This window comes from Actinomadura sp. NPDC048955 (genome assembly GCF_040649435.1).
Lineage (GTDB): Bacteria > Actinomycetota > Actinomycetes > Streptosporangiales > Streptosporangiaceae > Spirillospora > Spirillospora luteofluorescens.
Genome location: NZ_JBEZJI010000032.1, coordinates 77,566 through 99,752, shown reverse-complemented (window position 1 = coordinate 99,752; position 22,187 = coordinate 77,566). Strand labels below are relative to the sequence as shown.

Genomic DNA, 22,187 nt, shown 5'->3' with positions numbered 1-22,187 from the left:
CGTCGACTCGCGGACGAGCCGGGTGACCGACGCGGCTCCCATCAGTTGGGGGTCGCCAGGACCAGGGGGAGGGTCGACTGGGCGCCGGATTCCTTCAGGAGGCGGGTGGCCACGGTCATCGTCCAGCCGGTTTCCATGCGGTCGTCCACCAGAAGGATGTGGCCGGGGTTGTCGGCAAGGGCCTCCGCCAGGTCGGCTGGGACGGTCAGGGTGTGCCAGACGGAGGCAAGGCGCTGGGCGCTGTTGTGGCGGCGCGGGACGGGCTCCCCGACGGGGACGAGCTCGCCCAGGTAGGGCAGGCGGCCGATCTGCGCGATGCGCTGCCCGAACGTCGTGACCAGGCGGGGGCGGGAGTGGGAGCCGATGGTGACCACGCCGGTGGGGCGGGTCTTCCAGTCCCAGGCGGCGAGGACCTGCACGACGGCGTCGACCAGGTCGGCGGGCACGTCGGTGTCGCCGCCGGCGAACAGGTCGCGCAGGCGGTTGCCCCAGCCGATGTCGGTGAGGCGGCCGAGGGCACGGCCCGTCTCGGCCTGGAGCTCGGGCTTGATGCGGCCGGAGACGCCGAGGTCGTCCTTGACGCCGGTCGGCCACATGCGGCGGGGGGCGATGTCGACGCCGGGACGATGCAGGCGGTCGCGGGCCCGGGTCGCGCTCTCCTGCGTGACGTCGGTGGGCCAGTGGCGGCCCGTGCAGTTGTCGCAGCGTCCGCAGGGGGCCGCAGCGGGGTCGTCGAGTTGGCGGCGCAGGAACTCCTCGCGGCAGCCGGTGGCGGTGATGTAGTCGAGCATCGCCTGCTGCTCGCGGCGGCGTTCGGCGGTGACGCGCTCGTAGCGCTCGCGGTCGTAGGACCAGGGTTGGCCGGTGGACGTCCAGCCGCCCTTGACGCGGCGGGCGGCGCCGTCCACGTCGAGGACCTTGAGCATCATCTCCAGGCGGGCCCGGTTGAGGTCGACCAGCGGTTCCAGGGCCGTGGTGGAGAGGGGGCGGTCGGCCGAGTCCAGGACGTCGAGCGTGCTGCGGACGATGTGCTCAGGCGGGAAGGCGAGGCTCGCGAAGTAGGCCCAGATCTCGCGGTCCTCCCGGCCGGGGAGCAGGATCACCTCGGCGCGGTCGACGCCGCGGCCCGCGCGTCCGATCTGCTGGTAGTAGGCCACCGGGGACTGCGGGGCGCCCACGTGGACGATGAAGCCGAGGTCGGGCTTGTCGAAGCCCATGCCGAGGGCGCTGGTGGCGACGAGGGCCTTGAGCTTGTTGTCGTGGAGGTCACGCTCGGCCTGGAGGCGCTCGGCCTGCTCGGTCTGGCCGGAGTAGGCGGCCACCTCGTACCCGCGGTCGCGGAGCCAGCCGGTGATCTCGTGCGCCGCCGCGACGGTGAGGGTGTAGATGATGCCGGAGCCCGGGAGGTCGCCGAGATGCTCGCCCAGCCAGCCGATGCGCTGCTCGGCGGAGGGGAGGTTCACCACCGCGAGGTGCAGCGAGTCGCGCTCGAGGGGGCCGCGCAGGACCAGGGCGTCGTCGCCGGCGAGCTGCTCGGCGACGTCCTTGGTGACGCGGGCGTTGGCCGTCGCGGTGGTGGCGAGCACCGGGATGCCGGGCGGCAGCTCGGCCAGCAGGGTGCGCAGCCGCCGGTAGTCGGGGCGGAAGTCGTGCCCCCAGTCGGAGATGCAGTGCGCCTCGTCGACCACGACCAGCCCCGCGCCCGCGGCCAGCTTGGGCAGGACGAGATCGCGGAAGTCGGGGTTGTTGAGCCGCTCGGGGCTCACCAGCAGGACGTCGACCGCGCCCTCCTCGACCTCGGCGAAGATCTGGTCCCAGTCGCCGGTGTTGGAGGAGTTGATCGTGCGGGCGGCGATGCCCGCCCGGCGGGCGGCGTCGATCTGGTTGCGCATCAGCGCCAGCAGCGGCGAGACGATCACGGTCGGCCCGGCGCCGCGCTCGCGCAGCAGCCGGGTCGCCACGAAGTACACGGCGGACTTGCCCCAGCCCGTCCGCTGGACGACGAGGGCGCGCCGCCGCTCCTCGACGAGCGCGCTGATCGCCGTCCACTGGTCGTCGCGCAGCCGCGCGTGGTCACCGGCGAGGGCGCGCAGGCACCGCTCGGCCTCGTCGCGAAGACCGTCCGAAGAGCTCATGCGTCCTTGGTACCAGTGCCTCGGAAGGCACCGCACCAGAATCACGTTCTGTGGAAAAGGCGGGACGTGGGCCAGGGATTGACGAAGGCCACGGATTGGGGACACCCGGCCGGTGGGTAGCCTGCCAGTCAAGATCAGTTCATGGGCGGGAAGGGACACCGGCGGGGGTATGGGCGCGGCTGAACGCTTGCGGCGGACATGGCAGGTCCTCATGGAAGGGTCGCCCCCCGAACCGCCCGAGGACGAGCCCGGCGAGATCGTCGACCCGCGGGTCATCGACCTCGTCCTGCGGGTCGGCGAACTCCTCCTCGCCAGCGGCGAGACCACCGAGCGCGTGAACGAGGCCATGCTCGGCCTCGGCGTGGCCTACGAACTCCCCCGGTGCGAGGTGCAGGTCACACTGACGAGCATCCTCGTCTCGGCGCATCCGGGAGGGGGCGCGGCGCCGATGACGAGCGCGCGCTCCATCCGGCGGCGGACCCCGGCCTACTGGCGGCTCACCGCGCTGCACCAGCTCGTCCAGGACGCGTCGATCGGCATGCTCGAACTGGACGAGGCCCACAAGCGGCTCGCGGAGATCAAGAGGCACGGCCCGCCGTACCCGACCTGGCTGCTGGTGGTGTCCCTCGGGCTCATCGCCGCGTCGGGCAGCGTGCTGTCGGGCGGCGGACCGCTCGTGGCGACCACCGCGTTCGTCGCCACGATGCTGGGCGACCGCACGGCCGCCGCGCTGGCGCGCCGGGGCATCGCGGAGTTCTTCCAGCTGACGGTGGCCGCCGCGATCGGCGCGGCGGCGGCCGCGGGCGTGGTGGCGCTGGGCAACCCCGGCCAGGCCGCGACGATCGTCACCGGTTCGATCCTGGCGCTGCTTCCGGGACGTCCGCTGGTCGCGAGCATCCAGGACGGCATCACCGGCGACCTCGTCAGCGCCGGGGCGCGGGTGCTGGAGGTCTTCTTCATGATCGCGGCGATCGTCGCCGGGCTGGGCGCCGTGGTGTACCTCGGGGTCAGCATGGGCGTGCCGATCGACGTCCGGCACCTGCCCACCCCGTCGGCGAGCCTGGAACCCGTCGCCGTCATCGCCGCCGCCGCCATCTCGCTGACGTTCGCGGTGTCCCTCGCCGCCCCGCGCGACGTGCTGACCACCGTCGCCCTCGGCGGCGCGCTGATCTGGGTGCTCTACGTCCTGGCCCGCGGATGGCACGTTCCACCCGTGTTGGCCGCGGCCATGGCCGCCACCGTCGTCGGCGTGATGGCGAGCTGGCTCGCCCGCAGGCACGGGGAGCCGGTCATGCCGTTCGTGGTCCCCGCCATCGGCCCGCTGCTCCCCGGGACGGCGCTCTACCGCGGCATGGTCGAGCTCAACACCGGTTCGCCGCAGGCGGGCGTGCTGAGCCTCATCGGAGCGGTGTCCGTGGCGCTCGCCCTCGGCGCCGGGGTGAACCTCGGCGGCGAACTCGTCCGCGCGTTCCAGCACGTCGGCCTGAGCGCGTCCGGCCGCTGGGCCCGCCCCGCGGCCCGCCGAACCCGGGGCTTCTGACCCCGCCGCCGGGTGGTTCTGTCGGTGGTGGGGGTTACGTTCGGCGCATGTACCGACAGGGAGACGTCCTGATCCTGCCCGTGCCCGAGGAGGCGGTTCCGCAGTCCGTGCGCGGGCTGCCGCCGTCCCCGCGCGACGGCCGCGGCCGCATGGTGCTCGCCCTCGGCGAGGCCACCGGGCACGCGCACGCGCTGGCCGGGCCCGGCACGCTGCTGCGCACCCCCGACCCGCTCGTGCCGGACCACCTGCACCTGCCGTCCGGCGGGCGGCTGGTGCACGAGGAGCACGCGGCGATCACCCTGCCCAAGGGCTGGTACCGGGTGATCCGGCAGCGCGAGTACGTGCCCGGGTCCGTCCGCGTCGTGGCCGACTGAGAAGGGGGACGTGATGCTCACCGAAACGGTACGCGAGACCCACTACGTGGTCGGCGACTGGCAGGCGGCGGCGTTCGCCACCGGGCCGGCCGACCGCGCCCGTGCCGAGGCGGGCGTGGCCGCCGCCTACGCCTCCGCCGGGCTGAGGCCCCCCGAGCGGTACCTGTGGGTGCCCTCCCCCGCGCGCGGCGCCGCCGTGGCCGCCGTGATCGCCGGGCACGGCGAGGCGCTGGAGAAGGCCGGGCTGGACGCACTGCTCGAACGGGCCCGCGCCGACCTCGGTGACGGTGAGGCCGGGCCGAGCGTCCTGACGGACGTGCGCACCCGCCCCTGGGAGGCCGAACGTGCGGCCGCCTGCTCCGAGCAGGGGCCGGAGCAGTGGCCGCGCACGTGGGCCGAGACCGGCGGCCTGCTGTGGGGCCAGGTGCAGGCGCTGGTCACGCGCGTGCGCGGCGCGATCGGCGAACAGGCGCAGGGCAGGCCCGGCAGGGCGGGGAACAGGCGGCCCTCCCCGGAGGAGGACGCGGCCGGGGCGCTGCTGCGCGCGGCCACGCTCGACGCCGTCCTCGGCCAGCACGACGGGCCGTGGCTGGCGCTCTTCGAATCGCTCGGGCGCCTCGACGGCCCGCTGGCGGGGCTGGCGGAGGTGGCCCGGTCGGCCGGCTGGTGGTGGCCCTACGAGCGGCTGGTGATCCTCTCGGAGCGGCCGGGCGAGCTGTACCGCGACGAGCCCGGGCGGCTGCACCGCGGGGACGGTCCCGCCCTCGCCTATCCGGACGGATTCGCGCTGCACGCCTGGCGCGGCATGCCCATCCCGCCCGACTTCGTCGCGTCGCTGACCGGTCTGACGCCGGACCGCATCTCCTCCGAGCAGAACGCCGAGCTGCGCCGCGTGATGCTGGAGATCTTCGGTTACGACCGCTACCTGGCCGAGACGGGCGCGCGTCCCCTGCACCGGGACGAGACGGGCGTCCTGTGGTCGATCGAGCTGCCGGGCGACGAGCCGGTGGTCATGGTGGAGGTGGTCAACTCCACCCCGGAACCGGACGGCACGCACCGGACCTACTACCTGCGCGTCCCGCCCGACACGCGCACGGCGCGCGCGGGCGTCGCGTGGACGTTCGGCGTGGACGAGGCCGACTACCACCCCGAGAAGCAGACCTGACCCCAGGGCTCAAACCGGCCCGCTCTCCTGGTCAGGCCGGTCCGGGCGGGGTCGCGGTTCACGGGCTCCGTAGTTCGGAGATCGTCCTGTGGAGGCGGGTGGCGCGTCCGGCCGGGGTGCGGGCCTTGAGGAGCGGGAGGATCAGGGCGTAGCGGGTGGTTCTGTCGAGTGCTTCGAAACGCGCGGCGGCCTGTGGGGAGGCCGCCAGCGCGGCCACCAGGTCGGGCGGGACTTCGGCGTCGCGCTGGGCGGTGTAGGCGGCCGCCCAGCGGCCGTCCGCCTGGGCGGCGGCGACTTCGGCCAGGCCGGGCGGTCGCATCCGCCCGGCGGCGGTCAGCGCCTCCACGCGCTCGACGTTCTTGCGCGACCACGCGCCGCCCCTGCGGCGGCGCGAGTACCGCTGCAGGTAGAAGTTCTCGTCGTGGGACCTGCGCCGGCTGTCGATCCAGCCGTAGCACAGCGCGATCTCCAGCGCCTGCGTGATCGTGACGGAGGCGCTGCCCGCGCCCTTCTTGGCGATCTTCAGCCAGGCACCGTCCCCGCTCTCGTGATGCTCGGCCAGCCAGGCCTCCCACTCGGCGGCGTCCGCGAAATGCATCATCGGTCCACGATCTGCTGGCGACATCGGCGGTTCCCTCTCGTTGGGCGGTGACACTCATGGTTCCGGGTAAAGTGCTCATCTTCTGAGCACTTTGTCGGACGATCTGGATTCATGCGCGCTGACCGTCTCGTCGCCGTCCTGCTGCTGATGCAGGTCCGCGGCCGGGTGACCGCGGCCGAGCTGGCGGCCGAGCTCCAGGTGTCGGTGGCGACCGCCCGCCGAGACCTGGAGGCGCTCGCGTCGGCCGGGGTCCCGGTCTATCCGCAGCCGGGTCGCGGTGGCGGCTGGCAGCTGGTCGGCGGCGCCCGCACCGACCTCAGCGGCCTCACGGCGTCCGAGGCGCAGGCGCTCTTCCTGCTGGCCGGTCCCGCCGCCGCGGTGTCGCCCGAGGCCAGAGCGGCGTTGCGCAAGCTCCTGGGCGCCCTGCCGAGGACCTTCCGCACCGACGCCGAGGCTGCCCTGGACGCGACGATCGTCGACCCCGTCCGCTGGGGCGAGCGGGACCGTCCCCGGCCCGCGATGGTCGACCTGCTGCAGGCCGCCGTGGTCCGCCGCCTCAAGGTCCGCCTGACCTACGCCGGCCGCGGCGGAGAACCGGCGGAACGGCTGGTCGACCCGTGGGGCCTGATCGACAAGGACGACGTCTGGTACCTGCTGGCGGACACCGGGCGCGGGCGGCGGACCTTCCGCGTCGACCGGATCATCCGGGCCGAGCCGACCGGCCTCCCCGCCGAACGCCCCGACGACTTCACCCTCGCCGCGGCCTGGCAGGAGGTCGCCGACGAGATCGAGAGGCGGCGTTCGCGCACGTGGGCGACGGTGCTCGTCGAGGAGCGGTTCGTGCCCGTCCTGCGCGACCAGTTCGGACGGCATTGCCGCACCGACGGTGAGGCAGGTCGCGGGCGCGTCCGGGTCCGTGTCGCCGCCCCGACCCCGCTGGACATCGCCCGCCACCTCGCCGGCTGGGGCGCGCTGCTCGACGTCGTCGAGCCACCTGCCGTCCAGCGGGAACTCGCCCGGATCGGCGCCGAACTCGCCGGCCGCTACAACGGCGATCCAGAGCGGCAGAGCGGGCAGGACCGGGCCTCGGGTCAGGGCGGGGCGCTCTGACCCGAGGCCTGGACGATGGTCAGGGCCGGCCGAACAGGGCTGGGATCCGTTCGAGGATGCCGTCGGCGAAGGTGTCGTAGAGGCCGAGGGGTTCGAGGTGGACGTAGCCGATGTGGCAGTCGCACGTGTCGAGAGGGCACGGGCGGGGCGCCAGGGCGTTCCGGAACGAGCCGTCGTAGAGGTTGCCCAGGACGGACGGGACGAAGTGGCAGCGGCGGACCGTCCCGTCGCCGTCGACTGATATGACCGTGTCGCCCGTCCGGCAGGGGAGGCCGCGGCTCGCGTGCGGGTGGCGGCTCACGGGGAACAGCGGGTCGATCTCGGCCCAGGAGGCGGCCTCGGCGTCGTCGTAGGTGCGCCTTTCGGCCGCGTTGACCCAGAGGTACGTTCGGGAGGGAAGGTCGGCGCGGAGCCGGCGGGCGGCGTCGAGGTGCTCCGGCTGGCCGACGATGCCGACGCTGAACCGGATCCCCCGCGCGGAGAGGTCCAGGCATTTGTCCAGGAAACGCTCGTACGGGACCTGGCCGGGGTGGTAGGTCGCCCACAGCGCCAACCGTGTGGGGTCGGCGTCCGCCGTCCACGACACGCGGTGGCTGAGGTTCGTCTGGATCGCGACCCGTTCCACATGCGGAAGGTGGCTGAGGTCGATGAGGGCGCGCCGGTACCAGGAGCGGACGAGGCCTTCGCCCCATGGCGTGAACAGGACCGAGACGCGGTGACCGCAGCCTGACACCCACTCCGTGAAGCGTTCGAGCGCGGCGCGGTCGGCGCGGAGCTGTTCCGGGGTGTCGCGGCGCTTGGCGAACGGGCAGTACGGGCAGTCGTAGTCGCAGCTGGCCAGCGGACCCCGGTAGAGGATCGTCAGGTGGTCCATCACCGCGCCTCGTAGGACGCCATCAGCGCCTGCACGCGGGACGAGAACAGTGCCGGACCGATGGCGTCGGAGTAGGCGAGCCCCTCGGGGGTCAATCGGAGGACGTCCTCAGAGGTCTCCAGCCATCCACGCTCAGCGAACGGCTTCAGGTCGGCGGGAAAGTCGTCCATCGGGTCGCTTCCGAAGCGCGCGCGGTAGGTGCTCAGGTCAACACCGGCCGCTTGCAGAAGTGACTGGACGAGATGCCGCCTGCGGCGTTCGTCGTCGTCCAGTGAGAAGCCGACCCGCGCGGTGGTGAAGTCGGTCTCGCGCACGTAGTCGTCGATGATGGACCGCACCTGCCCGGCTCCGACCGCGTACTCGAACGAGTAGTGGAGGCGGGAGGTGTAGGAGCGTGCTCCGCAGCCCAGGCCGACCATGCCGTCCGTCTGGCAGCAGTACTCCGTGCCGCCCGCGTCTGAGGACGGCAGCCGGAACATCCGCATCGACACCTGCTCGTAGCCTTCGCCAAGAAGGTGGTCGCGACCGAGCCGGTAGAGCGTGAGGCGCTGGTCGTCCCAGTCTTGGGCGCGGCGTCCGAGGCCGGTCAGCGGGCGGACGTAGAGCGGGTACAGGTAGATCTCCTCCGGACGCCACGTGAGAGCGGCGTTCAGGGAGTGCAGCCACGTCGCGGGCGTCTGGCCGTCGATGCCGTAGATGAGGTCGATGTTGAGGATCGGGAACCCCGCGGCGCGGATGCGGTCCAGCGCGGCCTCCACTTCGGCGCGTTTCTGCGGCCGGACCGCCGCGCGTGCCTCCTCGTCCAGGAAGCTCTGCACGCCGATGGAGACGCGCGTGGTTCCGTGGTCGGCGAGGACGGCCAGCCGGTCGGTGGTGGCGGTCGCCGGGGACGTTTCCACGCCCAGCGGTATCGATCCGAACCCGGGGAACCGTCCGGCGATGCCGCAGAGCCGTTCCAGTTCGGACGCGGTGAAGTAGGTCGGCGTCCCTCCGCCGAAGGCCGCGGTGGAGAAGGCGGCGCCGTCCAGGGCGTCCAGGGCGGCGGTCGCCTGGCGGTCGAGCGCGTCCAGGTAGGCGCCGGTCAGCTCTTCGGGCGCGCCGGTGCGGGTGAAGAGGTTGCAGAAGCCGCACCTCATCTCGCAGAAGGGGACGTGCAGGTACAGGAAGAGCGCGTCGAGCGACTCCCCCGCCCACACGTCCCGCAATCCGGGTGCGGGCTGCAGCGGACGGTAGGCGGTCTTGTGCGGGTAGGCGTACACGTACGCCTGGTATGGATTCACGAAAGAACGAACTCCCCGTACGGAACGGTCCAGACGACTTCGTGGCCGATGCGGTGGCCCGTGTGGCCGTCCTCGCCGTACGCCGTCCCGTGGTCGGAGCAGACGATGACGAAGCACGGGCGGCGCATCAGCCCGAACAACCTGCCGATGTGCGCGTCCACATGGCGGAGGGCGGCGGCGTGGGTCGCGCGGGTGTCACCGTGCGAGCGTGTGGCGCCGTCCAGGTAGAACCAGTTGGGCTGGTGCAGGGACGCGACGTTCAGCAGCAGGAACAGGCGGCGTTCGGCAGGCAGCCGCGCCACGACTTCGGCGATCCGGTCGATCTGGTTGGGCAGCGACTCCGGGTCGGTCACGCCGAACCCGCGCTCCCAGTGGCTTTCGGCGAAGAGTGACGGCAGCGCCGATCCGAGCGGCGTCAGCTTGTTGAAGAACCCGACGCCGCCCACGCAGACCGTGTGGTAGCCCGCGGCGGCAAGGCCCGCCGGCAGGTCCGCGGCGTCGAACGTCCAGGTGCCGGCGGCGGTGGTCTCGCTGCCCGGGAAGGCGCCGGCGAACAGGCGCGGATGCGGGCCGGGCGACGCGGGCGTGGGCAGGAAGCCCGCCAGCATCGCCGCGTGCGCGGCGTAGGTGAAACTGCCGGGCGTGTGGCGGCGCTCCCAGCGGCCTTCTGGGAGCAGCCCGGTGAGGGTGGGGGTCTCCCCCGCGGCGGCCAGTTCGGCGGCCACGTCGTAGCGCAGCGTGTCGAGGGTCACCAGCAGCACGTCGTGGCTGCCGATGACTTCGTTCATGTCGCGCATGCCTGCACCGTGTTCATGTCGCGCATGCCTGCGCCATCGCCCTGACCTGGGCGCCGTAGGTGTCCAGGCCCTCGCCGGAACTTCCGGGCAGGCCGGTCAGGCCCGGAAGCAGGTCGCCGAAGGCGTTCACCTCGCACACCGCGAACCGCTTCAACCCGAATCCCACGAGCAGGTCGACGCCGACCATCGGGCTGCCCGGAAAGCACGCGGCTGCCCGCGCGCACACGTCCATGGCGCGCTTCCAACCGTCCTCGCCGAGCGCGCGCCGCACCGCTCCCAGGTCACCCCTGGCACCGCCCAGGTGCAGGTTCGTCATCGGGGTCCGGCTGGTCCGGACGACCACGTGCGTGGGCTCGCCTCCGATGACGACGACCCGCAGGTCGAACACGCGCCCGCCGAGCGTCGCCTTGGGCAGCCAACGCTCGACGTGCAGGCCGTCCGGCGCGAGCAGGCCGACCAGCGCCGCGACCTCCTCCTCGGACTCGTACGAGCGGACGCGCAGCGAGTTGAGCAGCCGGTCACCGGTCAGGAACGCCGACGTCACGGCCCGCACGCGGCCCGGGGCGGTCTGGAGCGCGACCACCCCGGAGGCCGACGAGCCGTGCGCCGGCTTCACGAACACCCTCCGCTCGCCCGCCTCGTCCATCCGGGAACGGAGTGCCGCATACCCGTTGACCTCGGGCAGGGCGGCCGGGACTGGCACACCCGCGGCAAGCAGGCGGGCGTGGGTGAGCCGCTTGTCGAACATGACCGCGATCTCCTCGACGTCGCCGAGGAGGCGGGCGCCGGACGCCGACGCCGCCGCCGACAGCCGCCGCAGCGCCGCCGTGAACGTCCGGTGCCAGCGCGCCCCGCCGCTGGCCCGCTCGGGCGGGCCGGGGCCGCGCAGCAGCGCGTCGGCCTCGGGATCCTCGCCGGGCGAGTCGACGCGGACCGTTTCGCCCGCGCCGAAGGTGAGCGGCGCGCCGCGCAGCACGTCCGTCCACGGGACGAGCCGCGGCTCGGGCAGCCCGGCGGACCGGCACGCCGCGGCGAACAGCGCGGGTCGCCGGTCGCCGGGCGTGCCGACCACCGCGAGCGTCATTCCGCCACCGCGACGTAGGAGTCGCTGAAGGCCCATTCCTGGCCCACCCATGCCGCCTCGCCCAGCGCGTCCTCAAGGTCGAGCTCGACGCCGGGCAAAGCCGCCTGAAGGCGTTCGGCCATCGGCTCGCTCAGGAACGCGTGGTGCAGGTCGAGGCTGCGCAGGTGGGTGAGGGGCTGCCCGGACAGCAGCGCCTCCGCTCCACGATCGGACAGCATCCCCATGGCCAGGCTGAGCGACTCCAGCCGGGCGACGACCGGGGCGCTCGCCAGGGCCTCCGCCAGCTCGTCCTGGAACGGGCCGTTCTCCAGGCCGAGGTGCCTCAGCGAAGGGAACCGCTCGCCGGTGAGGATGGGCGCGTAGTCATCGGGCGAGGACGACCCGCCGTGCATGTCGGAGCCGATCCACAGGTCCAGGTGCTCCAGCGCGGGCAGCTCGCCGCCCGCGACGGCCCGCACGACCTCGGCCGGCAGCCCGCCGGACTCGATCCGCAGCGCCTTCAGCCGCTCGTGCCGCAGCGGCTCGAACCGCAGGTCGGACGCGCCGCGGATCTCGAAGTGCTCCAGCCCCGGGTAGGCGTCGAACAGCGGCGAGATGTCGCCGTTCTGGATCCAGGAGATGTGGCATTCCCAGTCGAGGATGTCGCCGAAGAACAGCGCGCGCAGGCGGGGAAACCGCCCGGCGTGGTCCACCAGCCACCCCACCGGGTCGAACTCCTCGCGGGTGAACCCCCAGAAGCCGATGACGAGGTGGGTGACCTGGGCGGTGTCGACCGTCTCCAGAAGGAGGTCGAGGTTCGCGGGGACCTCCGCGCCCCACACGCCGTTGTCGTGGACGTGGTGGTAGACGCCCCAGGCCACGTCCCCCGGCTCCGGCAGCGGGCCGTCCGGCTCGCCGTCGAAGGTGTGGACGGGCAGCCCCGCGAAGGTCGAGAGGCGCTTCTGGATCATTCGGACGCCGCCCTCACTCGGACACCGCGATGAAGTGCCAGTCGCCGTCGGGCTTCTCCTGGTCGTCCAGGTCGACCGTGACGCCGGGCAGCGCCGCCCGCACCCGCTCGACCATCGCGTCGGACAGGAAGTGGTGGTGCAGGTCCAGCTTGCGCAGGTGGGTGAGCGGCTGGCCGGCCAGCAGCGCCTCGGCGCCCTGGTCGGTCAGGATGCCCATCGCCAGGCTCAGCGACTCCAGCCGGGCGACGACCGGCGCGCCGGCGACCGCCGCCGCGACCTCGCCCTGGATCTCGCTGTCCTCCAGGCCGAGGTGGCGCAGCGCCGGCAGCCGCTCGCCGGACAGGAACGGCGCGAGGTCGGCGACGGTGGCGTCACCGCCGTAGTTCGCCTCGCCGAGCCAGAGGTCGAGGTGCTCCAGGTTGGGCAGGTCGCTCGCGCCGACGGCACGGACGATCCGCGCCGGCAGCCCGCCCGACTCGAACCGCAGCACCTTCAGCTTCTCGCTCCTGATCGGGTCGAGGACGAGCCCCTGCGCTCCGCGCACCTCCACCCGCTCCAGGTCGGGGAACGCGGCGAACAGGGGCGTGATGTCACCGTGCTCGATCCAGGAGATCTCCGCCTCCTCGCCGGTGATGTCGCCGAGGAACAGCGACCGCAGCTTCGGGAACGACGCGGCCGCCCCGATCAGAAGCTGCACCGGGTCGGGGACGTTCTCCAGCTCGTAGGACGCGCCCCAGTAGCCGATGATGAGCGCCGTCACCTCGGTGGTGTCGACCGTCTCCCGGAACCGCGCCCAGACGTCGCCGAACGGCTCCTCGTCGAAGGAGGTCCCGACGAACCAGGCGGCCTCGCCCGCGGGCGGGAAGTCCTCCCCGCTGACGGGATCGACGCCCGAGCCGCGGCCGTCGTCCTCCTCCTCGGTGCCGGTGTCCTCGTTGAACGTGGCCACCGGAAGGCCGACATATTCCTCAAGGTGCTCATATATGGCCATGGGTCCCCTTCGCCTGATCGTCGGCACATTTCCTATCAGGACCGACGGACAAACCGCGCCGCTTTCCGCGGTTCGAGGACCGGGCCGGGGTCAGGAGGCGATCAGCACCGACCCCTTGTACTTGTCCTCGACGAACTTCTTCACCTCGGGGCCCTGCAGCAGCTGGACGAGCTTCTTCACGCGCGGGTCGTCCTTGTCCTCCGGCAGCGTGACGACGCCGTTGGCGTAGGGGTTGCCCTCGGCCTTCTCGGCGGCGAGCGCGTCCCTGTTCGGGGCGAGCCCGGCCTCGATGGCGTAGTTGCCGTTGATCACCGACAGGTCGACGTCCTCCAGCGAGCGGGGCAGCTGGGCGGCCTTGAGCGGCTTGAACTTCAGGCCCTTGGGGTTGCTCGCGACGTCCCGCTCGGTCGCGCTCGCCGGCGCGCCCGGCTTGAGGGTGATCAGGCCGTTGTCGGCGAGCAGCTTCAGCGAGCGCCCCTCGTTGGCCGGGTCGTTCGGCACCGCGACGGTCGCGCCCTGCGGGACGGCCTGCAGGCTCTTCACCTTCTTCGAGTACACGCCGAGAGGCTCCAGGTGCACGGGCGCGACGAACGCCAGCTTCGTCCCGGACTTCTTCTCGAACTCCTCCATGAACGGCACGTGCTGGAAGTAGTTGGCGGTGACCTGCTTCTCCTTCAGCGCGGTGTTCGGCTGCTGGTAGTCGCTGAAGGTCACGATCTCCAGCTTGAGCCCGGCCTTGCCCGCCAGGTCGTCCTTGACGTACTTCAGGATGTCGCCGTGCGGGACGGGGTTGACCGCGACCTTCAGCGGGGCGTCCGGGTCGTCGGACGCCGAGGAGGAGCCGCAGGCGGTGAGGCCCGCGAGGAGGGCGGCGGAGGCCAGCGCGGCGGTGAGTCTGCGGAGCACGGGGAGTGCCTTTCTCTGCGGTTCCAGGGGACGGGTGCTACTTGTGGGTCAGCCGGCGGGAGACGAGGTCACCCGCCGCCTGGATGATCAGGACGATGACGACCAGCAGGGCCACGGTGGAGACCATGACCTTGGTCTCGAAGCGCTCGTAGCCGTAGACGACGGCGAGGTTGCCGAGCCCGCCGCCGCCGACCGTCCCGGCCATGGCCGTGTAGCCGATGAGCGCGATGACGGTGACGGTCAGCCCGGACACCAGGCCCGGCCGCGCCTCGCGCAGCAGGACCTTGCCGACGATCTCGCGGCGGGTGGCGCCCATCGCGTCCGCCGCGGCGAGGACGCCCGGGTCGACCTCGCGCAGCGCGATCTCGACGAGCCGCGCGTAGAACGGGATGGCGCCGACGGTCAGCGGGACGATCGCGGCGGCGTTGCCGATGCTGGTGCCGACGACCGCCCGGGTGAACGGGATGATCGCCACCATCAGGATCAGGAACGGCAGCGACCGGCCGATGTTGACCACGATCCCCAGCACGCCGTTGAGCGGCGGCGCGGGCAGCAGCCCGCCCCGCTCGGTGATCACCAGCAGCACCCCGAGCAGCAGCCCGAGGACGGCGGTGAACAGCGTCGCGACACCGGTCATGTAGAGGGTCTCGCGGGTGGCGGGCCACAGCAGCGGCATGACCTCATCCCAGCTCATCGGGGGCCCACCTCCAGAGGATTCGCGACCTGCCCGGCGTTTCTGACCTGCACGGCCAGGCCGGACTCGCGCAGGAACGCCAGCTGCGCGGCGTTGTCCGCCGGTTCGCCCGGCAGTTCGAGCTGGAGCCGGCCGACGCGCTCGCCGCCGACCGTCTCCACGGCGCCGCCGAGGATGTTGACGTCCAGCGCGTACTTGCGGGCCAGCGCCGACACGAACGGCTCGTCGGTCGCGCCGCCGGTGAAGGTGACCTCGACCAGCGTCGTGCCGTCGCGGGGCTCGGCGGGCGGCAGCGGGAACAGGCCGCGCGCCAGCTCCGAGCCCGGGCGGGCGAGCAGCTCGGGCACCGGCCCCGACTCGGTGAACCGGCCCTCCCGCATGACCGCGGCCGAGTCGCAGATGCGCTTCACCACCTCCATCTCGTGGGTGATGAGCAGGATCGTGAGGCCGAGCCGGCGGTTGAGGTCGCGCAGCAGCTCCAGGATCGAGGCGGTCGTCTCCGGGTCGAGCGCCGACGTCGCCTCGTCCGACAGCAGCACCTTCGGCCGTCCCGCGAGCGCCCGGGCGATGCCGACGCGCTGCTTCTGCCCGCCGGAGATCTGCGCCGGGCGGGCCTTCGCGTGCTCGGTGAGCCCGACGAGGTCCAGCAGTTCGGCGACGCGCCCGGCCCGCTCGGCGCGCGGGACGCCCATGACCTCCAGCGGGAACGCGACGTTCCCGGCGACGGTCCTGCTGCCGAGCAGCCCGAAGTGCTGGTGGATCATGCCGATGCCCTGGCGCGCCCGGCGCAGCTCCCCGCCGCGCAGCGCGAGCAGGTCCCGGCCGCCGACCACGACGCGGCCCTCGTCCGGGCGCTCCAGGAGGTTCACGCAGCGCAGCAGGGTGCTCTTTCCGGCGCCGCTGCGGCCGAGCACGCCGAAGACCTCGCCCTCGGCGACGGTCAGGTCCACGCCGTCGACGGCGGTCACCTCGCGGCCGCGGCCGCGGTAGACCTTTCGAAGTTTTTCGATCTGAATCACAGGGAATCACCCATGCGGACGGAGGCCGCCGGAAGGGCGGCGGCGTTCAGGACGGGTCGGCGGTCACGATGTGCCGCGTGTCAGTGCATTGCGCCAGTGCGGCGCCGCACGGTCAGGAAAGGCCGGGCGGGTACGGTGCGTGGCTCAGCAGATGGCGTTCGAAGAACATGCGCGACTCAGGGGTTCGGAGTTCGCTCGCTTCGGGGCGCGAGTCTCAGGCGGGGGCCCTCAGCGGTCACACATTCGCCTGCAACACGTACGCCGCATGGCCCGCGGCATCGGCGGGCGGTGCTCGTGGCACGGGCGTACGGAAGGCATGTCAGCAGTTAACCGGCCGCTCACCGATGACGCAAATCCACCCGGTGTGATGCTCATCGCTCCGGATCGCGGCGTTCGCCCTAGTCATCGCGGTAGTCGACGTAGGTCTCGCCCGATCCGCTGCGGACGGAGAGCAGGCGGGACGAGCGGTCGTCGTAGACGGCCGGGTTGAGGTGGGCGTTGCCCGCGCCCGTCCATCCGGCGACCCGGTAGCGCGAGCCCGCCGGAACGATGATCTTCACGGTGCCCGAGCCCGCGGAGGCGTCCACCGCGTCCGGGGGCTCGGCGTAGCGGAGGTCGAGCGTGCCCGACGACACGTCGGCCCGCGTCTTCGGCGAGGCGAGGCCGCGGCCGTTGATCGTTCCGGATCGCGCCAGCAGCCGCAGCCGCCCCCGCGCGCCGGCGACGTCGATCTCCCCGGACCCGGTCCGCAGGTCGAGGTCGCCGGTCACCCCGCGCACGTCGATCCGCCCGGAGCCGGCGACCGCCGACACGCGCGCCGCGGCCGGGACCTGGATGTCGATCTCCGCGCCGCAGCCCGCGCCCGGCCAGCCGGGGCCCGGGCAGCGGAAGGTGACGAACAGGACGTCGTCCACCAGCGACTCGGTGAGCTCGGGCTTCCGCGGCCCCCACCGGAGGTCCTTGTAGACGCGCGCCTCGCCGTCCGTGCCCGGCCCGACCGAGACCTCGGCGCTGCCCACGTCGAGCCGCACCTCCCGGATCGCGTGCCGGTAGGGGGTCATGGACGTCGACGTCCGCTGGACGGCCCGGCCGAACGCCGTGAGCCCGACCGGCGCGACCACGGCCAGCGCCGTCACGACCGCCAGTGCGATCCAGACGGCACGGCGACGCGGCCGGTCCGGGGCGTCCGTCGCCGTCACCCGTCGCCGCCCAGGAAGCGCAGCACTGCGAGGACGCGGCGGTGGTCGCCCTCGGCGTGCGGGAGGTCGAGCTTGGCGAAGATGCCGTTGATGTGCTTGGCGACCGCGCTCTCGCTCACCACCAGCGCCGCGGCGATGCCCGCGTTGGAACGGCCCTCGGCCATGAGGCCGAGCACCTCCTTCTCGCGCGGGGTGAGCCGGTCGAGCGGGTCGCGGTGCCGCCGCAGCAGCAGCTGCGAGACGACCTCGGGGTCCAGGGCGGTGCCGCCGGAGGCGACCCGGCGCAGCGCGTCCAGGAACACCGACACGTCCGCGACGCGGTCCTTGAGCAGGTAGCCGATCCCGCTGGTGCTGGTCGACAGCAGGTCCGCCGCGTACCGCTCCTCGACGTACTGCGACAGCAGCAGCACCGCGGTCCCGGGCGTCTCGTGCCGCATCACCAGCGCCGCGCGGACGCCCTCGTCGGTGAAGCCGGGCGGCATGCGGACGTCCACGATCGCCGCGTCGGGCCGGTGCTCGCGGACGGCGGCGAGGAGCCCCTCGGCCTCGCCGACGGCCGCGGCGACCTCGAACCCCGAGGTCTCCAGGAGCTTGATCAGCCCGGCTCGCAGCAGGACCGAGTCCTCGGCGATCACAATGCGCACGGCAACTCCACGGTGACGGTCGTCGGGCCCCCCGCGGGGCTGGTGATCCGGAAGGTACCGTCCACGGACCGGACGCGGCGCGCGAGGCCGGTCAGGCCGGTCCCGGCGGACGGGTCGGCGCCGCCCGCGCCGTCGTCGCGGACCATCACCCGCAGCACGTCGCCGCCGCGCGCCACGCTGACGTCCACCTCGTTCGCCCGCGCGTGCTTGACCACGTTGGTGAGGGCCTCGGAGACCACGAAGTAGGCGACGGCCTCGACGGTGGAGGAGGCGCGCGGCTCGATGTCGACGCGGAGCCGGACGGGCAGCGGCACCCGCGCGGCGACGCCGGACAGGGCGGCGTCCAGGCCGCGGTCCTCCAGCACGGCCGGGTGCAGGCCGCGGATCAGGTCGCGCAGCTCGGTCAGCGCCGCCTTGGCCTCCTCGTGCGCCTCCACGATCACCCGCATGGCCTCGTCCGGGACGCCGGTGAGCGTCTCGCGCGCCAGCCCGAGGTTGAGCGCGAGGGAGACGAGCCGCTGCTGGGCGCCGTCGTGCAGGTCCCGCTCGATGCGGCGGCGCTCGATGTCGGCGGCGTCCACCACGCTGGCGCGCTTCTCCGCCAGGTCCTCGACGCGCCGCTGGAGCTCCTTCGCGCGGTCGGGGCCGAGCAGCGCGGAGGCGGCGCGGACGTCCAGGCGCCGGACGCCCGCGGCCGCCCACGGCGCCGCGACCAGGAGCAGCACCCCGACCGCGGTGAGCGCGGCGACGCGCGGCGGATGGCCGGCCAGCGGGTCGCCGGGGTGCACCGCCCACGCGTAGGTCGCGGACGTGGCGAGGGCGAGCCCGGCCGCCCACGCTCCGATCACGGCCAGCCCGCCGACGGCGAGGAACGGTGCGACCAGCAGGTGGTACTGGAGCACCCGCCACAGCTCGGGCGAGCGAAGGTCGCGCAGGACGTCCCAGGCGCGCCCGCCGTCGAACCCGGGCATCCGCGGGATGTCGAGGCCGAGCATCGCCCAGCACCGCTCCCGCTGCCAGGACGTCAGCGGGCGCAGCGCGAGCAGCAGCATGAGCGCCGACGCGCAGGTGAGCAGGACGCTCGGCGTCACGCGCACCGGCGTCCAGAACGACCAGAGGGAGCCGAGGATCAGCCACCCGGCGAGTTGCAGCGGCACCCCGGAGGCGACGAACACCGTGTCGCGCCACGCCGCGGCCGACCACGGAGCGTGCACGCGGGCGCGCCGGGCCGCGGAGAGGGATGCCATGAGAGAAACCGTATTGCCCCACTTCGGGCGCCGCCATGAAGCAGGGTGCAGGCCCGGGGGTGAACCCAGTGCCACCCCGGGTCGGAAGGGTGCGCTACTGATCGCGCGGCGGATTCCGGCGAGGCTTTGATCAGGCATCCGGCAGCGGGTGCGCACCGATCACCGTCCGCAGGAGTCCCCATGGTCGCCGTCGTCGCCCGCCCCGGTCCCCCATCGCGCCTTTCCGGAACCACCCTCCGGCGCCGCCCGCGCCCGGGACCGCACGGGTCGCCCGCCCCCGTCGCACGGGGAACGGCGGGAGGCCGCCGGCTCGGCTGGGCGCTCATCGGAGGCGCCGCGGCGCTGGTGCCCTGGATGTGGATGCTCGCCGCCACGATGCCGTCCACCACCACGGTGTCGAACTGGTCCGCCGCCTGGCTGGGGCTGGACGCGATGGAGGCCGCCGCGCTGCTCGGCACCGGCGTGCTGCTCGTCCGCCGCGATCCGCGCCACGGCCTGGGCGCCGCCGCGGCCGCGACGCTGCTGGCCGTCGACGCGTGGTTCGACGTGATGACCGCCGCGCCCGGCGCCGAGCGGGCGATGGCGATCGCCCTCGCGGCGGGGGTGGAACTGCCGGTGGCCGCCCTGTGCGCCGTCCTCGCCGCGCGGGCGCTCCGGCCCCGCGGACCAGTGATCGACCATGAGATGAAGGACAGATGGCAAAGGCTTGTCGGGAGTACGCCAGACGGGTGAAACCAGACGAGCCGGACCTCTAGAGTGAGTTTCCACGTGGGGCCCTCTCGCGGGAGGGCCCTTTGCCCTGCCTGCACGATCAGAGGTCCCCCATCATGAACGACCACGAGGTGCACGAGGAGTGCCTGCGGCTCCTCCGGGACGGCCTTCCCGTCCCCGCTCCCGCCGCCTTCGCCGAAGGCCGGGACTACCTTCCGCTCGGGCTCGACAAGGACGGCGACATCGCCGTTGTCACGTTCCTTCACCAGTGGGGGGACTCCGCGCCCTCGTTCATCGAGGGCTGGACGTTCCACCGCCGCGACGGCGAGTGGATGGAGCTCGGCGGCGCGGGCGGGTCGGCCCCCGAGGAGCCGCTGGCGCGCCGCTCGTCCGGCGAGATGGGGCGCCACCTGCTCAAGTACGGGTCGGGCCGGACCGTGCGCAACGCCAACCGGCTGCTGCCGTGGGGCGCCAAGTGGGTGAACGAGGCGCGGCTGCGGGCCTCGGCCGAGGTCGCGCGGGTGCGGGTCGGCAAGCGGATCCTGGACGTCCCCGAGCACGGGCACGTCGTCGTGGTCTGGGGCGCCCGCCGGGGACCGGTCGTGGAGGCGCTCGCCGCCGACGGCGCGGTGCTGGACGTCATGGACCTGGACCACCCGTCCGTTCCGGCGGCGGCACAGGCCTGATATTTGACCGTTCGTTCTTGAACGGCCTATCGTCGTCGGCATGGCACGGACGAAGGAGTTCGATCCGGACGCCGCGCTGCGGCGTGCGCTGGAGCTGTTCTGGGAGCGCGGCTACGAGGCGACCTCCATGGCCGACCTCGTGGCGCACCTCGGCATCGCCCGGGCCAGCGTCTACGCCACGTTCGGCGGCAAGCGCGAGCTGTACCTGAAGGCCCTGGAACGCTACCTCCACGACACCGACCCGAAGATCGCCGAGGCGCTGTCGCAGCCCGGGCCCGTGCTGCCCGCGGTCCGCGCGCTGATCGAGCGCTACGCCGAGGAGTCGGCGCGCGACCGGCCCCGGCTCGGCTGCCTCGTGGTGAACACCGCGGTCGAACTGGCCGCGCGCGACGCCGAGGCCGCGCGCCTGGTCGAGTCGAGCTGGAACTTCCTGGAGGCCTCGCTCACCACCGCGCTGACCCGCGCGAGAGCCCAGGGCGAGCTGCCCGCGGACAAGGACCCCCGGGCGCTGGCCCGCCTCCTGCTCGTCCTGTTCCAGGGCATGCGCGTCCTCGGCCGCGCCCCCGCCGACGACCACCGCCTTCGCGACGCGGCCCGCCAGGCCGCCGCCCTGCTCACCTGACCGGACCCGCCCCGCCGCCCGGCGGGGCTTCTTTCGCCCCTTATTCAAGACCGATCGATCTATTATTTGGAGCCCGGCATGCGATTCGACGACAAGATCGTCCTCATCACCGGCGGCGCGGGCGGCATCGGCCGCGCCACCGCGCACGCCTTCGCCCGCGAGGGCGCGACCGTCGTCCTGGCCGGACGCGACGAGGCCGCGCTGGCCGCGGCCGTGAAGGAGATCGGCTCGGACCGGGCCGACCACGTCGTCGCGGACGTGGCCGACCCCGCGTCGGCCGCCGGAATGGTCGAGGCGGTCGCGGGCCGCCACGGCGGCCTCCACGTCGCCGTCAACAACGCCGGGATCTTCAGCGCCGCCGGACCCGTCGCCGACATCGACCCCGCCGCCTGGAACGCCGTCCTGGCGGTGAACCTGACCGGCGTGTTCCTGTCGATGAAGCACGAGATCGCCCACATGCGCGCCCACGGCGGCGGGGCGATCGTCAACGTCTCGTCCAACATCGGCGCGCACGGGCGCCGGCCCGGCCTCGCGGCCTACGCGGCCTCCAAGGCGGCGGTCAGCGTCCTCACCCGCACCGCCGCCCTCGACCACGTCGCCGACGGCGTCCGGGTCAACGCGGTCAGCCCGGGCGCCACCGACACGCCGATGTCGCTGCTCCCGGGCGAGTCGCACGCCGAGCGCGCCGAGCGGATGCGCGCCTCCGCGCCGTCCGGCCGGGTGTCCGAAACCGGGGAAGTGGCCGAGACCATCCTGTGGCTGGCCTCCGGCGCCTCGTCCCACGTCGTCGGCCACGACCTGGTCGTCGACGGAGGCGTCACCGCCTGACGACGCTTTCCGGGCGGGACACCGGGAAGACTGTCCGCATGGCCCTCACACCCGACCACGACTCCGGCTCCGAACGCTTCCGCCTCGCCGCCAGAGTCGTCAGGAAGTACCTGATCGGGGCGCGGAGCCTGCACGACCACATCGCCTCCAAGCTGCTGGGCTCGGGCGCTTCCCGCGTCCTGGACATCGGCTGCGGGGAGGGCGCCCTCAGCGACGCCCTCCCCCACCCGCCGCCGTTCCGGCTCGTCGGGCTGGACGTCTCCGCCGATCTCGTGTCCGCCCACCCGGCGCCGCGCCTGCGGGCCGACGCGCTGCGCCTGCCTTTCCGGGACGGGACGTTCGACGCCGCCGTGGCCGTGAACCTGCTCCCCCAACTGGACGACCCCGAACGGGCGCTGCGCGAGGCCCGCCGCGTCCTCGCCCCTGGCGGCCTCCTGCTGGTCACCGCGATCTGCCGGACCGACAGCCCCGAACTGTCGCCGGTGTGGCGCCCCGAGCCGACCACGTTCGACGCCGAGGAGGCCCCGGCCCGCGTCGGCGAACTCTTCGGCGAGGTCGAGGTGGAGCGCTGGGACGCCCCGCTGATCACCCTCCCCGACCAGGCCGCCGTCCGCGACTACCTGATCGCCCGCGCGGTCCCCCGCCCCCAGGCCACCGAGGCCGCCACCCGCCTACGCACCCCCCTCCCCATAACCAAACGAGGCTCCCTGGTCCTGGCCAGGCGCTGATT

General features: G+C 73.2%; 23 protein-coding genes. 9 read left to right on the top strand and 14 right to left on the bottom strand.

Annotation, left to right across the window (positions count from 1 at the left end):
- Positions 1 to 41: 41 nt before the first annotated feature.
- On the bottom strand, positions 42 to 2,135 hold the full coding sequence (locus AB0C84_RS27495; protein WP_361071909.1) for a RecQ family ATP-dependent DNA helicase: 2,094 nt from the start codon (positions 2,133 to 2,135) through the stop codon (positions 42 to 44).
- A 211-nt stretch (positions 2,136 to 2,346) separates the two neighbouring features.
- Between AB0C84_RS27495 and AB0C84_RS27490 the strand changes: the two genes are divergently transcribed.
- From AB0C84_RS27490 to AB0C84_RS27480, 3 genes are read left to right on the top strand one after another with little or no spacing between them, the layout of a single operon-like run.
- A complete protein-coding gene (locus tag AB0C84_RS27490; RefSeq protein WP_361071906.1) occupies positions 2,347 to 3,675 on the top strand; it encodes a threonine/serine exporter family protein in 1,329 nt (442 codons plus the stop codon).
- A gap of 47 nt (positions 3,676 to 3,722) precedes the next feature.
- Entirely contained in the window at positions 3,723 to 4,049 is a 327-nt protein-coding gene (locus tag AB0C84_RS27485; protein WP_179847193.1) for a hypothetical protein, read from the top strand.
- A gap of 13 nt (positions 4,050 to 4,062) precedes the next feature.
- Entirely contained in the window at positions 4,063 to 5,214 is a 1,152-nt protein-coding gene (locus tag AB0C84_RS27480) for a DUF6745 domain-containing protein (protein ID WP_361071903.1), read from the top strand.
- Positions 5,215 to 5,272: 58 nt separating this feature from the next.
- On the opposite strand, the gene AB0C84_RS27475 is transcribed toward AB0C84_RS27480, so the two are convergent.
- The gene (locus tag AB0C84_RS27475) at positions 5,273 to 5,815 is read right to left on the bottom strand and encodes a YdeI/OmpD-associated family protein (RefSeq protein ID WP_361071900.1); all 543 of its coding nucleotides are present in this window, start codon (positions 5,813 to 5,815) and stop codon (positions 5,273 to 5,275) included.
- Between the two features lie 111 nt (positions 5,816 to 5,926).
- On the opposite strand from AB0C84_RS27475, the gene AB0C84_RS27470 reads away from it, so the two are divergent.
- A complete protein-coding gene (locus AB0C84_RS27470) occupies positions 5,927 to 6,925 on the top strand; it encodes a WYL domain-containing protein (RefSeq protein WP_361071897.1) in 999 nt (332 codons plus the stop codon).
- 19 nt (positions 6,926 to 6,944) lie between these two features.
- On the opposite strand, the gene AB0C84_RS27465 is transcribed toward AB0C84_RS27470, so the two are convergent.
- From AB0C84_RS27465 to AB0C84_RS27410, 12 genes are all read right to left on the bottom strand, one after another.
- The gene (locus AB0C84_RS27465; RefSeq protein WP_361071894.1) at positions 6,945 to 7,799 is read right to left on the bottom strand and encodes an STM4011 family radical SAM protein; all 855 of its coding nucleotides are present in this window, start codon (positions 7,797 to 7,799) and stop codon (positions 6,945 to 6,947) included.
- Positions 7,799 to 9,079 carry an STM4012 family radical SAM protein gene (locus AB0C84_RS27460; RefSeq protein WP_361071891.1) on the bottom strand — a complete coding sequence of 427 codons (1,281 nt, stop codon included), beginning with the start codon at positions 9,077 to 9,079 and terminating at the stop codon, positions 7,799 to 7,801. The genes AB0C84_RS27465 and AB0C84_RS27460 overlap by 1 nt, the downstream gene beginning before the upstream one ends.
- Complete coding sequence (locus AB0C84_RS27455) at positions 9,076 to 9,876, bottom strand: STM4013/SEN3800 family hydrolase (protein ID WP_361071888.1); 801 nt, start codon at positions 9,874 to 9,876, stop codon at positions 9,076 to 9,078. The genes AB0C84_RS27460 and AB0C84_RS27455 overlap by 4 nt, the downstream gene beginning before the upstream one ends.
- 13 nt (positions 9,877 to 9,889) lie before the next feature.
- Entirely contained in the window at positions 9,890 to 10,960 is a 1,071-nt protein-coding gene (locus AB0C84_RS27450; protein ID WP_361071885.1) for an STM4014 family protein, read from the bottom strand.
- Positions 10,957 to 11,910 (bottom strand): STM4015 family protein, encoded by a 954-nt coding sequence (locus AB0C84_RS27445; protein ID WP_361071881.1) that lies wholly within the window; start codon positions 11,908 to 11,910, stop codon positions 10,957 to 10,959. The genes AB0C84_RS27450 and AB0C84_RS27445 overlap by 4 nt, the downstream gene beginning before the upstream one ends.
- Before the next feature lie 13 nt (positions 11,911 to 11,923).
- Positions 11,924 to 12,901, bottom strand: a complete 978-nt coding sequence (locus tag AB0C84_RS27440; RefSeq protein ID WP_361071878.1) for an STM4015 family protein — start codon at positions 12,899 to 12,901, stop codon at positions 11,924 to 11,926.
- A 90-nt stretch (positions 12,902 to 12,991) separates the two neighbouring features.
- Positions 12,992 to 13,807 (bottom strand): MetQ/NlpA family ABC transporter substrate-binding protein, encoded by an 816-nt coding sequence (locus AB0C84_RS27435; protein WP_361071875.1) that lies wholly within the window; start codon positions 13,805 to 13,807, stop codon positions 12,992 to 12,994.
- A 37-nt stretch (positions 13,808 to 13,844) separates the two neighbouring features.
- Positions 13,845 to 14,501 (bottom strand): methionine ABC transporter permease, encoded by a 657-nt coding sequence (locus tag AB0C84_RS27430; RefSeq protein ID WP_258939284.1) that lies wholly within the window; start codon positions 14,499 to 14,501, stop codon positions 13,845 to 13,847.
- On the bottom strand, positions 14,498 to 15,520 hold the full coding sequence (locus AB0C84_RS27425; RefSeq protein WP_361071871.1) for an ATP-binding cassette domain-containing protein: 1,023 nt from the start codon (positions 15,518 to 15,520) through the stop codon (positions 14,498 to 14,500). The genes AB0C84_RS27430 and AB0C84_RS27425 overlap by 4 nt, the downstream gene beginning before the upstream one ends.
- Before the next feature lie 398 nt (positions 15,521 to 15,918).
- On the bottom strand, positions 15,919 to 16,719 hold the full coding sequence (locus AB0C84_RS27420; RefSeq protein WP_179847180.1) for a hypothetical protein: 801 nt from the start codon (positions 16,717 to 16,719) through the stop codon (positions 15,919 to 15,921).
- The gene (locus AB0C84_RS27415) at positions 16,716 to 17,363 is read right to left on the bottom strand and encodes a response regulator transcription factor (RefSeq protein WP_361071867.1); all 648 of its coding nucleotides are present in this window, start codon (positions 17,361 to 17,363) and stop codon (positions 16,716 to 16,718) included. The genes AB0C84_RS27420 and AB0C84_RS27415 overlap by 4 nt, the downstream gene beginning before the upstream one ends.
- A complete protein-coding gene (locus AB0C84_RS27410) occupies positions 17,351 to 18,610 on the bottom strand; it encodes a histidine kinase (RefSeq protein ID WP_361071864.1) in 1,260 nt (419 codons plus the stop codon). Before AB0C84_RS27410 ends, AB0C84_RS27415 begins: the two co-directional genes overlap by 13 nt.
- A gap of 180 nt (positions 18,611 to 18,790) precedes the next feature.
- Between AB0C84_RS27410 and AB0C84_RS27405 the strand changes: the two genes are divergently transcribed.
- From AB0C84_RS27405 to AB0C84_RS27385, 5 genes are all read left to right on the top strand, one after another.
- Positions 18,791 to 19,342 (top strand): hypothetical protein, encoded by a 552-nt coding sequence (locus AB0C84_RS27405; RefSeq protein ID WP_361071861.1) that lies wholly within the window; start codon positions 18,791 to 18,793, stop codon positions 19,340 to 19,342.
- Positions 19,343 to 19,437: 95 nt separating this feature from the next.
- Positions 19,438 to 20,007, top strand: coding sequence for a hypothetical protein (locus AB0C84_RS27400; protein WP_258939278.1), 570 nt, complete (start codon positions 19,438 to 19,440; stop codon positions 20,005 to 20,007).
- 40 nt (positions 20,008 to 20,047) lie between these two features.
- Entirely contained in the window at positions 20,048 to 20,629 is a 582-nt protein-coding gene (locus tag AB0C84_RS27395) for a TetR/AcrR family transcriptional regulator (RefSeq protein WP_258939277.1), read from the top strand.
- 78 nt (positions 20,630 to 20,707) lie between these two features.
- Entirely contained in the window at positions 20,708 to 21,457 is a 750-nt protein-coding gene (locus tag AB0C84_RS27390; protein ID WP_361071857.1) for a glucose 1-dehydrogenase, read from the top strand.
- 38 nt (positions 21,458 to 21,495) lie between these two features.
- Positions 21,496 to 22,185, top strand: coding sequence for a class I SAM-dependent methyltransferase (locus AB0C84_RS27385; protein WP_179847173.1), 690 nt, complete (start codon positions 21,496 to 21,498; stop codon positions 22,183 to 22,185).
- The last annotated feature ends 2 nt before the right edge of the window (positions 22,186 to 22,187 follow it).

Bases quoted from the DNA above. Each gene is read 5' to 3' on its own strand.
- AB0C84_RS27495 (WP_361071909.1), bottom strand. From the start codon at position 2,135: ATGAGCTCTTCGGACGGTCTTCGCGACGAGGCCGAGCGGTGCCTGCGC.
- AB0C84_RS27490 (WP_361071906.1), top strand. From the start codon at position 2,347: ATGGAAGGGTCGCCCCCCGAACCGCCCGAGGACGAGCCCGGCGAGATC.
- AB0C84_RS27485 (WP_179847193.1), top strand. From the start codon at position 3,723: ATGTACCGACAGGGAGACGTCCTGATCCTGCCCGTGCCCGAGGAGGCG.
- AB0C84_RS27480 (WP_361071903.1), top strand. From the start codon at position 4,063: ATGCTCACCGAAACGGTACGCGAGACCCACTACGTGGTCGGCGACTGG.
- AB0C84_RS27475 (WP_361071900.1), bottom strand. From the start codon at position 5,815: ATGATGCATTTCGCGGACGCCGCCGAGTGGGAGGCCTGGCTGGCCGAG.
- AB0C84_RS27470 (WP_361071897.1), top strand. From the start codon at position 5,927: ATGCGCGCTGACCGTCTCGTCGCCGTCCTGCTGCTGATGCAGGTCCGC.
- AB0C84_RS27465 (WP_361071894.1), bottom strand. From the start codon at position 7,799: ATGGACCACCTGACGATCCTCTACCGGGGTCCGCTGGCCAGCTGCGAC.
- AB0C84_RS27455 (WP_361071888.1), bottom strand. From the start codon at position 9,876: ATGCGCGACATGAACGAAGTCATCGGCAGCCACGACGTGCTGCTGGTG.
- AB0C84_RS27450 (WP_361071885.1), bottom strand. From the start codon at position 10,960: ATGACGCTCGCGGTGGTCGGCACGCCCGGCGACCGGCGACCCGCGCTG.
- AB0C84_RS27445 (WP_361071881.1), bottom strand. From the start codon at position 11,910: ATGATCCAGAAGCGCCTCTCGACCTTCGCGGGGCTGCCCGTCCACACC.
- AB0C84_RS27440 (WP_361071878.1), bottom strand. From the start codon at position 12,901: ATGGCCATATATGAGCACCTTGAGGAATATGTCGGCCTTCCGGTGGCC.
- AB0C84_RS27430 (WP_258939284.1), bottom strand. From the start codon at position 14,501: ATGAGCTGGGATGAGGTCATGCCGCTGCTGTGGCCCGCCACCCGCGAG.
- AB0C84_RS27410 (WP_361071864.1), bottom strand. From the start codon at position 18,610: ATGGCATCCCTCTCCGCGGCCCGGCGCGCCCGCGTGCACGCTCCGTGG.
- AB0C84_RS27405 (WP_361071861.1), top strand. From the start codon at position 18,791: ATGGTCGCCGTCGTCGCCCGCCCCGGTCCCCCATCGCGCCTTTCCGGA.
- AB0C84_RS27400 (WP_258939278.1), top strand. From the start codon at position 19,438: ATGAACGACCACGAGGTGCACGAGGAGTGCCTGCGGCTCCTCCGGGAC.
- AB0C84_RS27395 (WP_258939277.1), top strand. From the start codon at position 20,048: ATGGCACGGACGAAGGAGTTCGATCCGGACGCCGCGCTGCGGCGTGCG.
- AB0C84_RS27390 (WP_361071857.1), top strand. From the start codon at position 20,708: ATGCGATTCGACGACAAGATCGTCCTCATCACCGGCGGCGCGGGCGGC.
- AB0C84_RS27385 (WP_179847173.1), top strand. From the start codon at position 21,496: ATGGCCCTCACACCCGACCACGACTCCGGCTCCGAACGCTTCCGCCTC.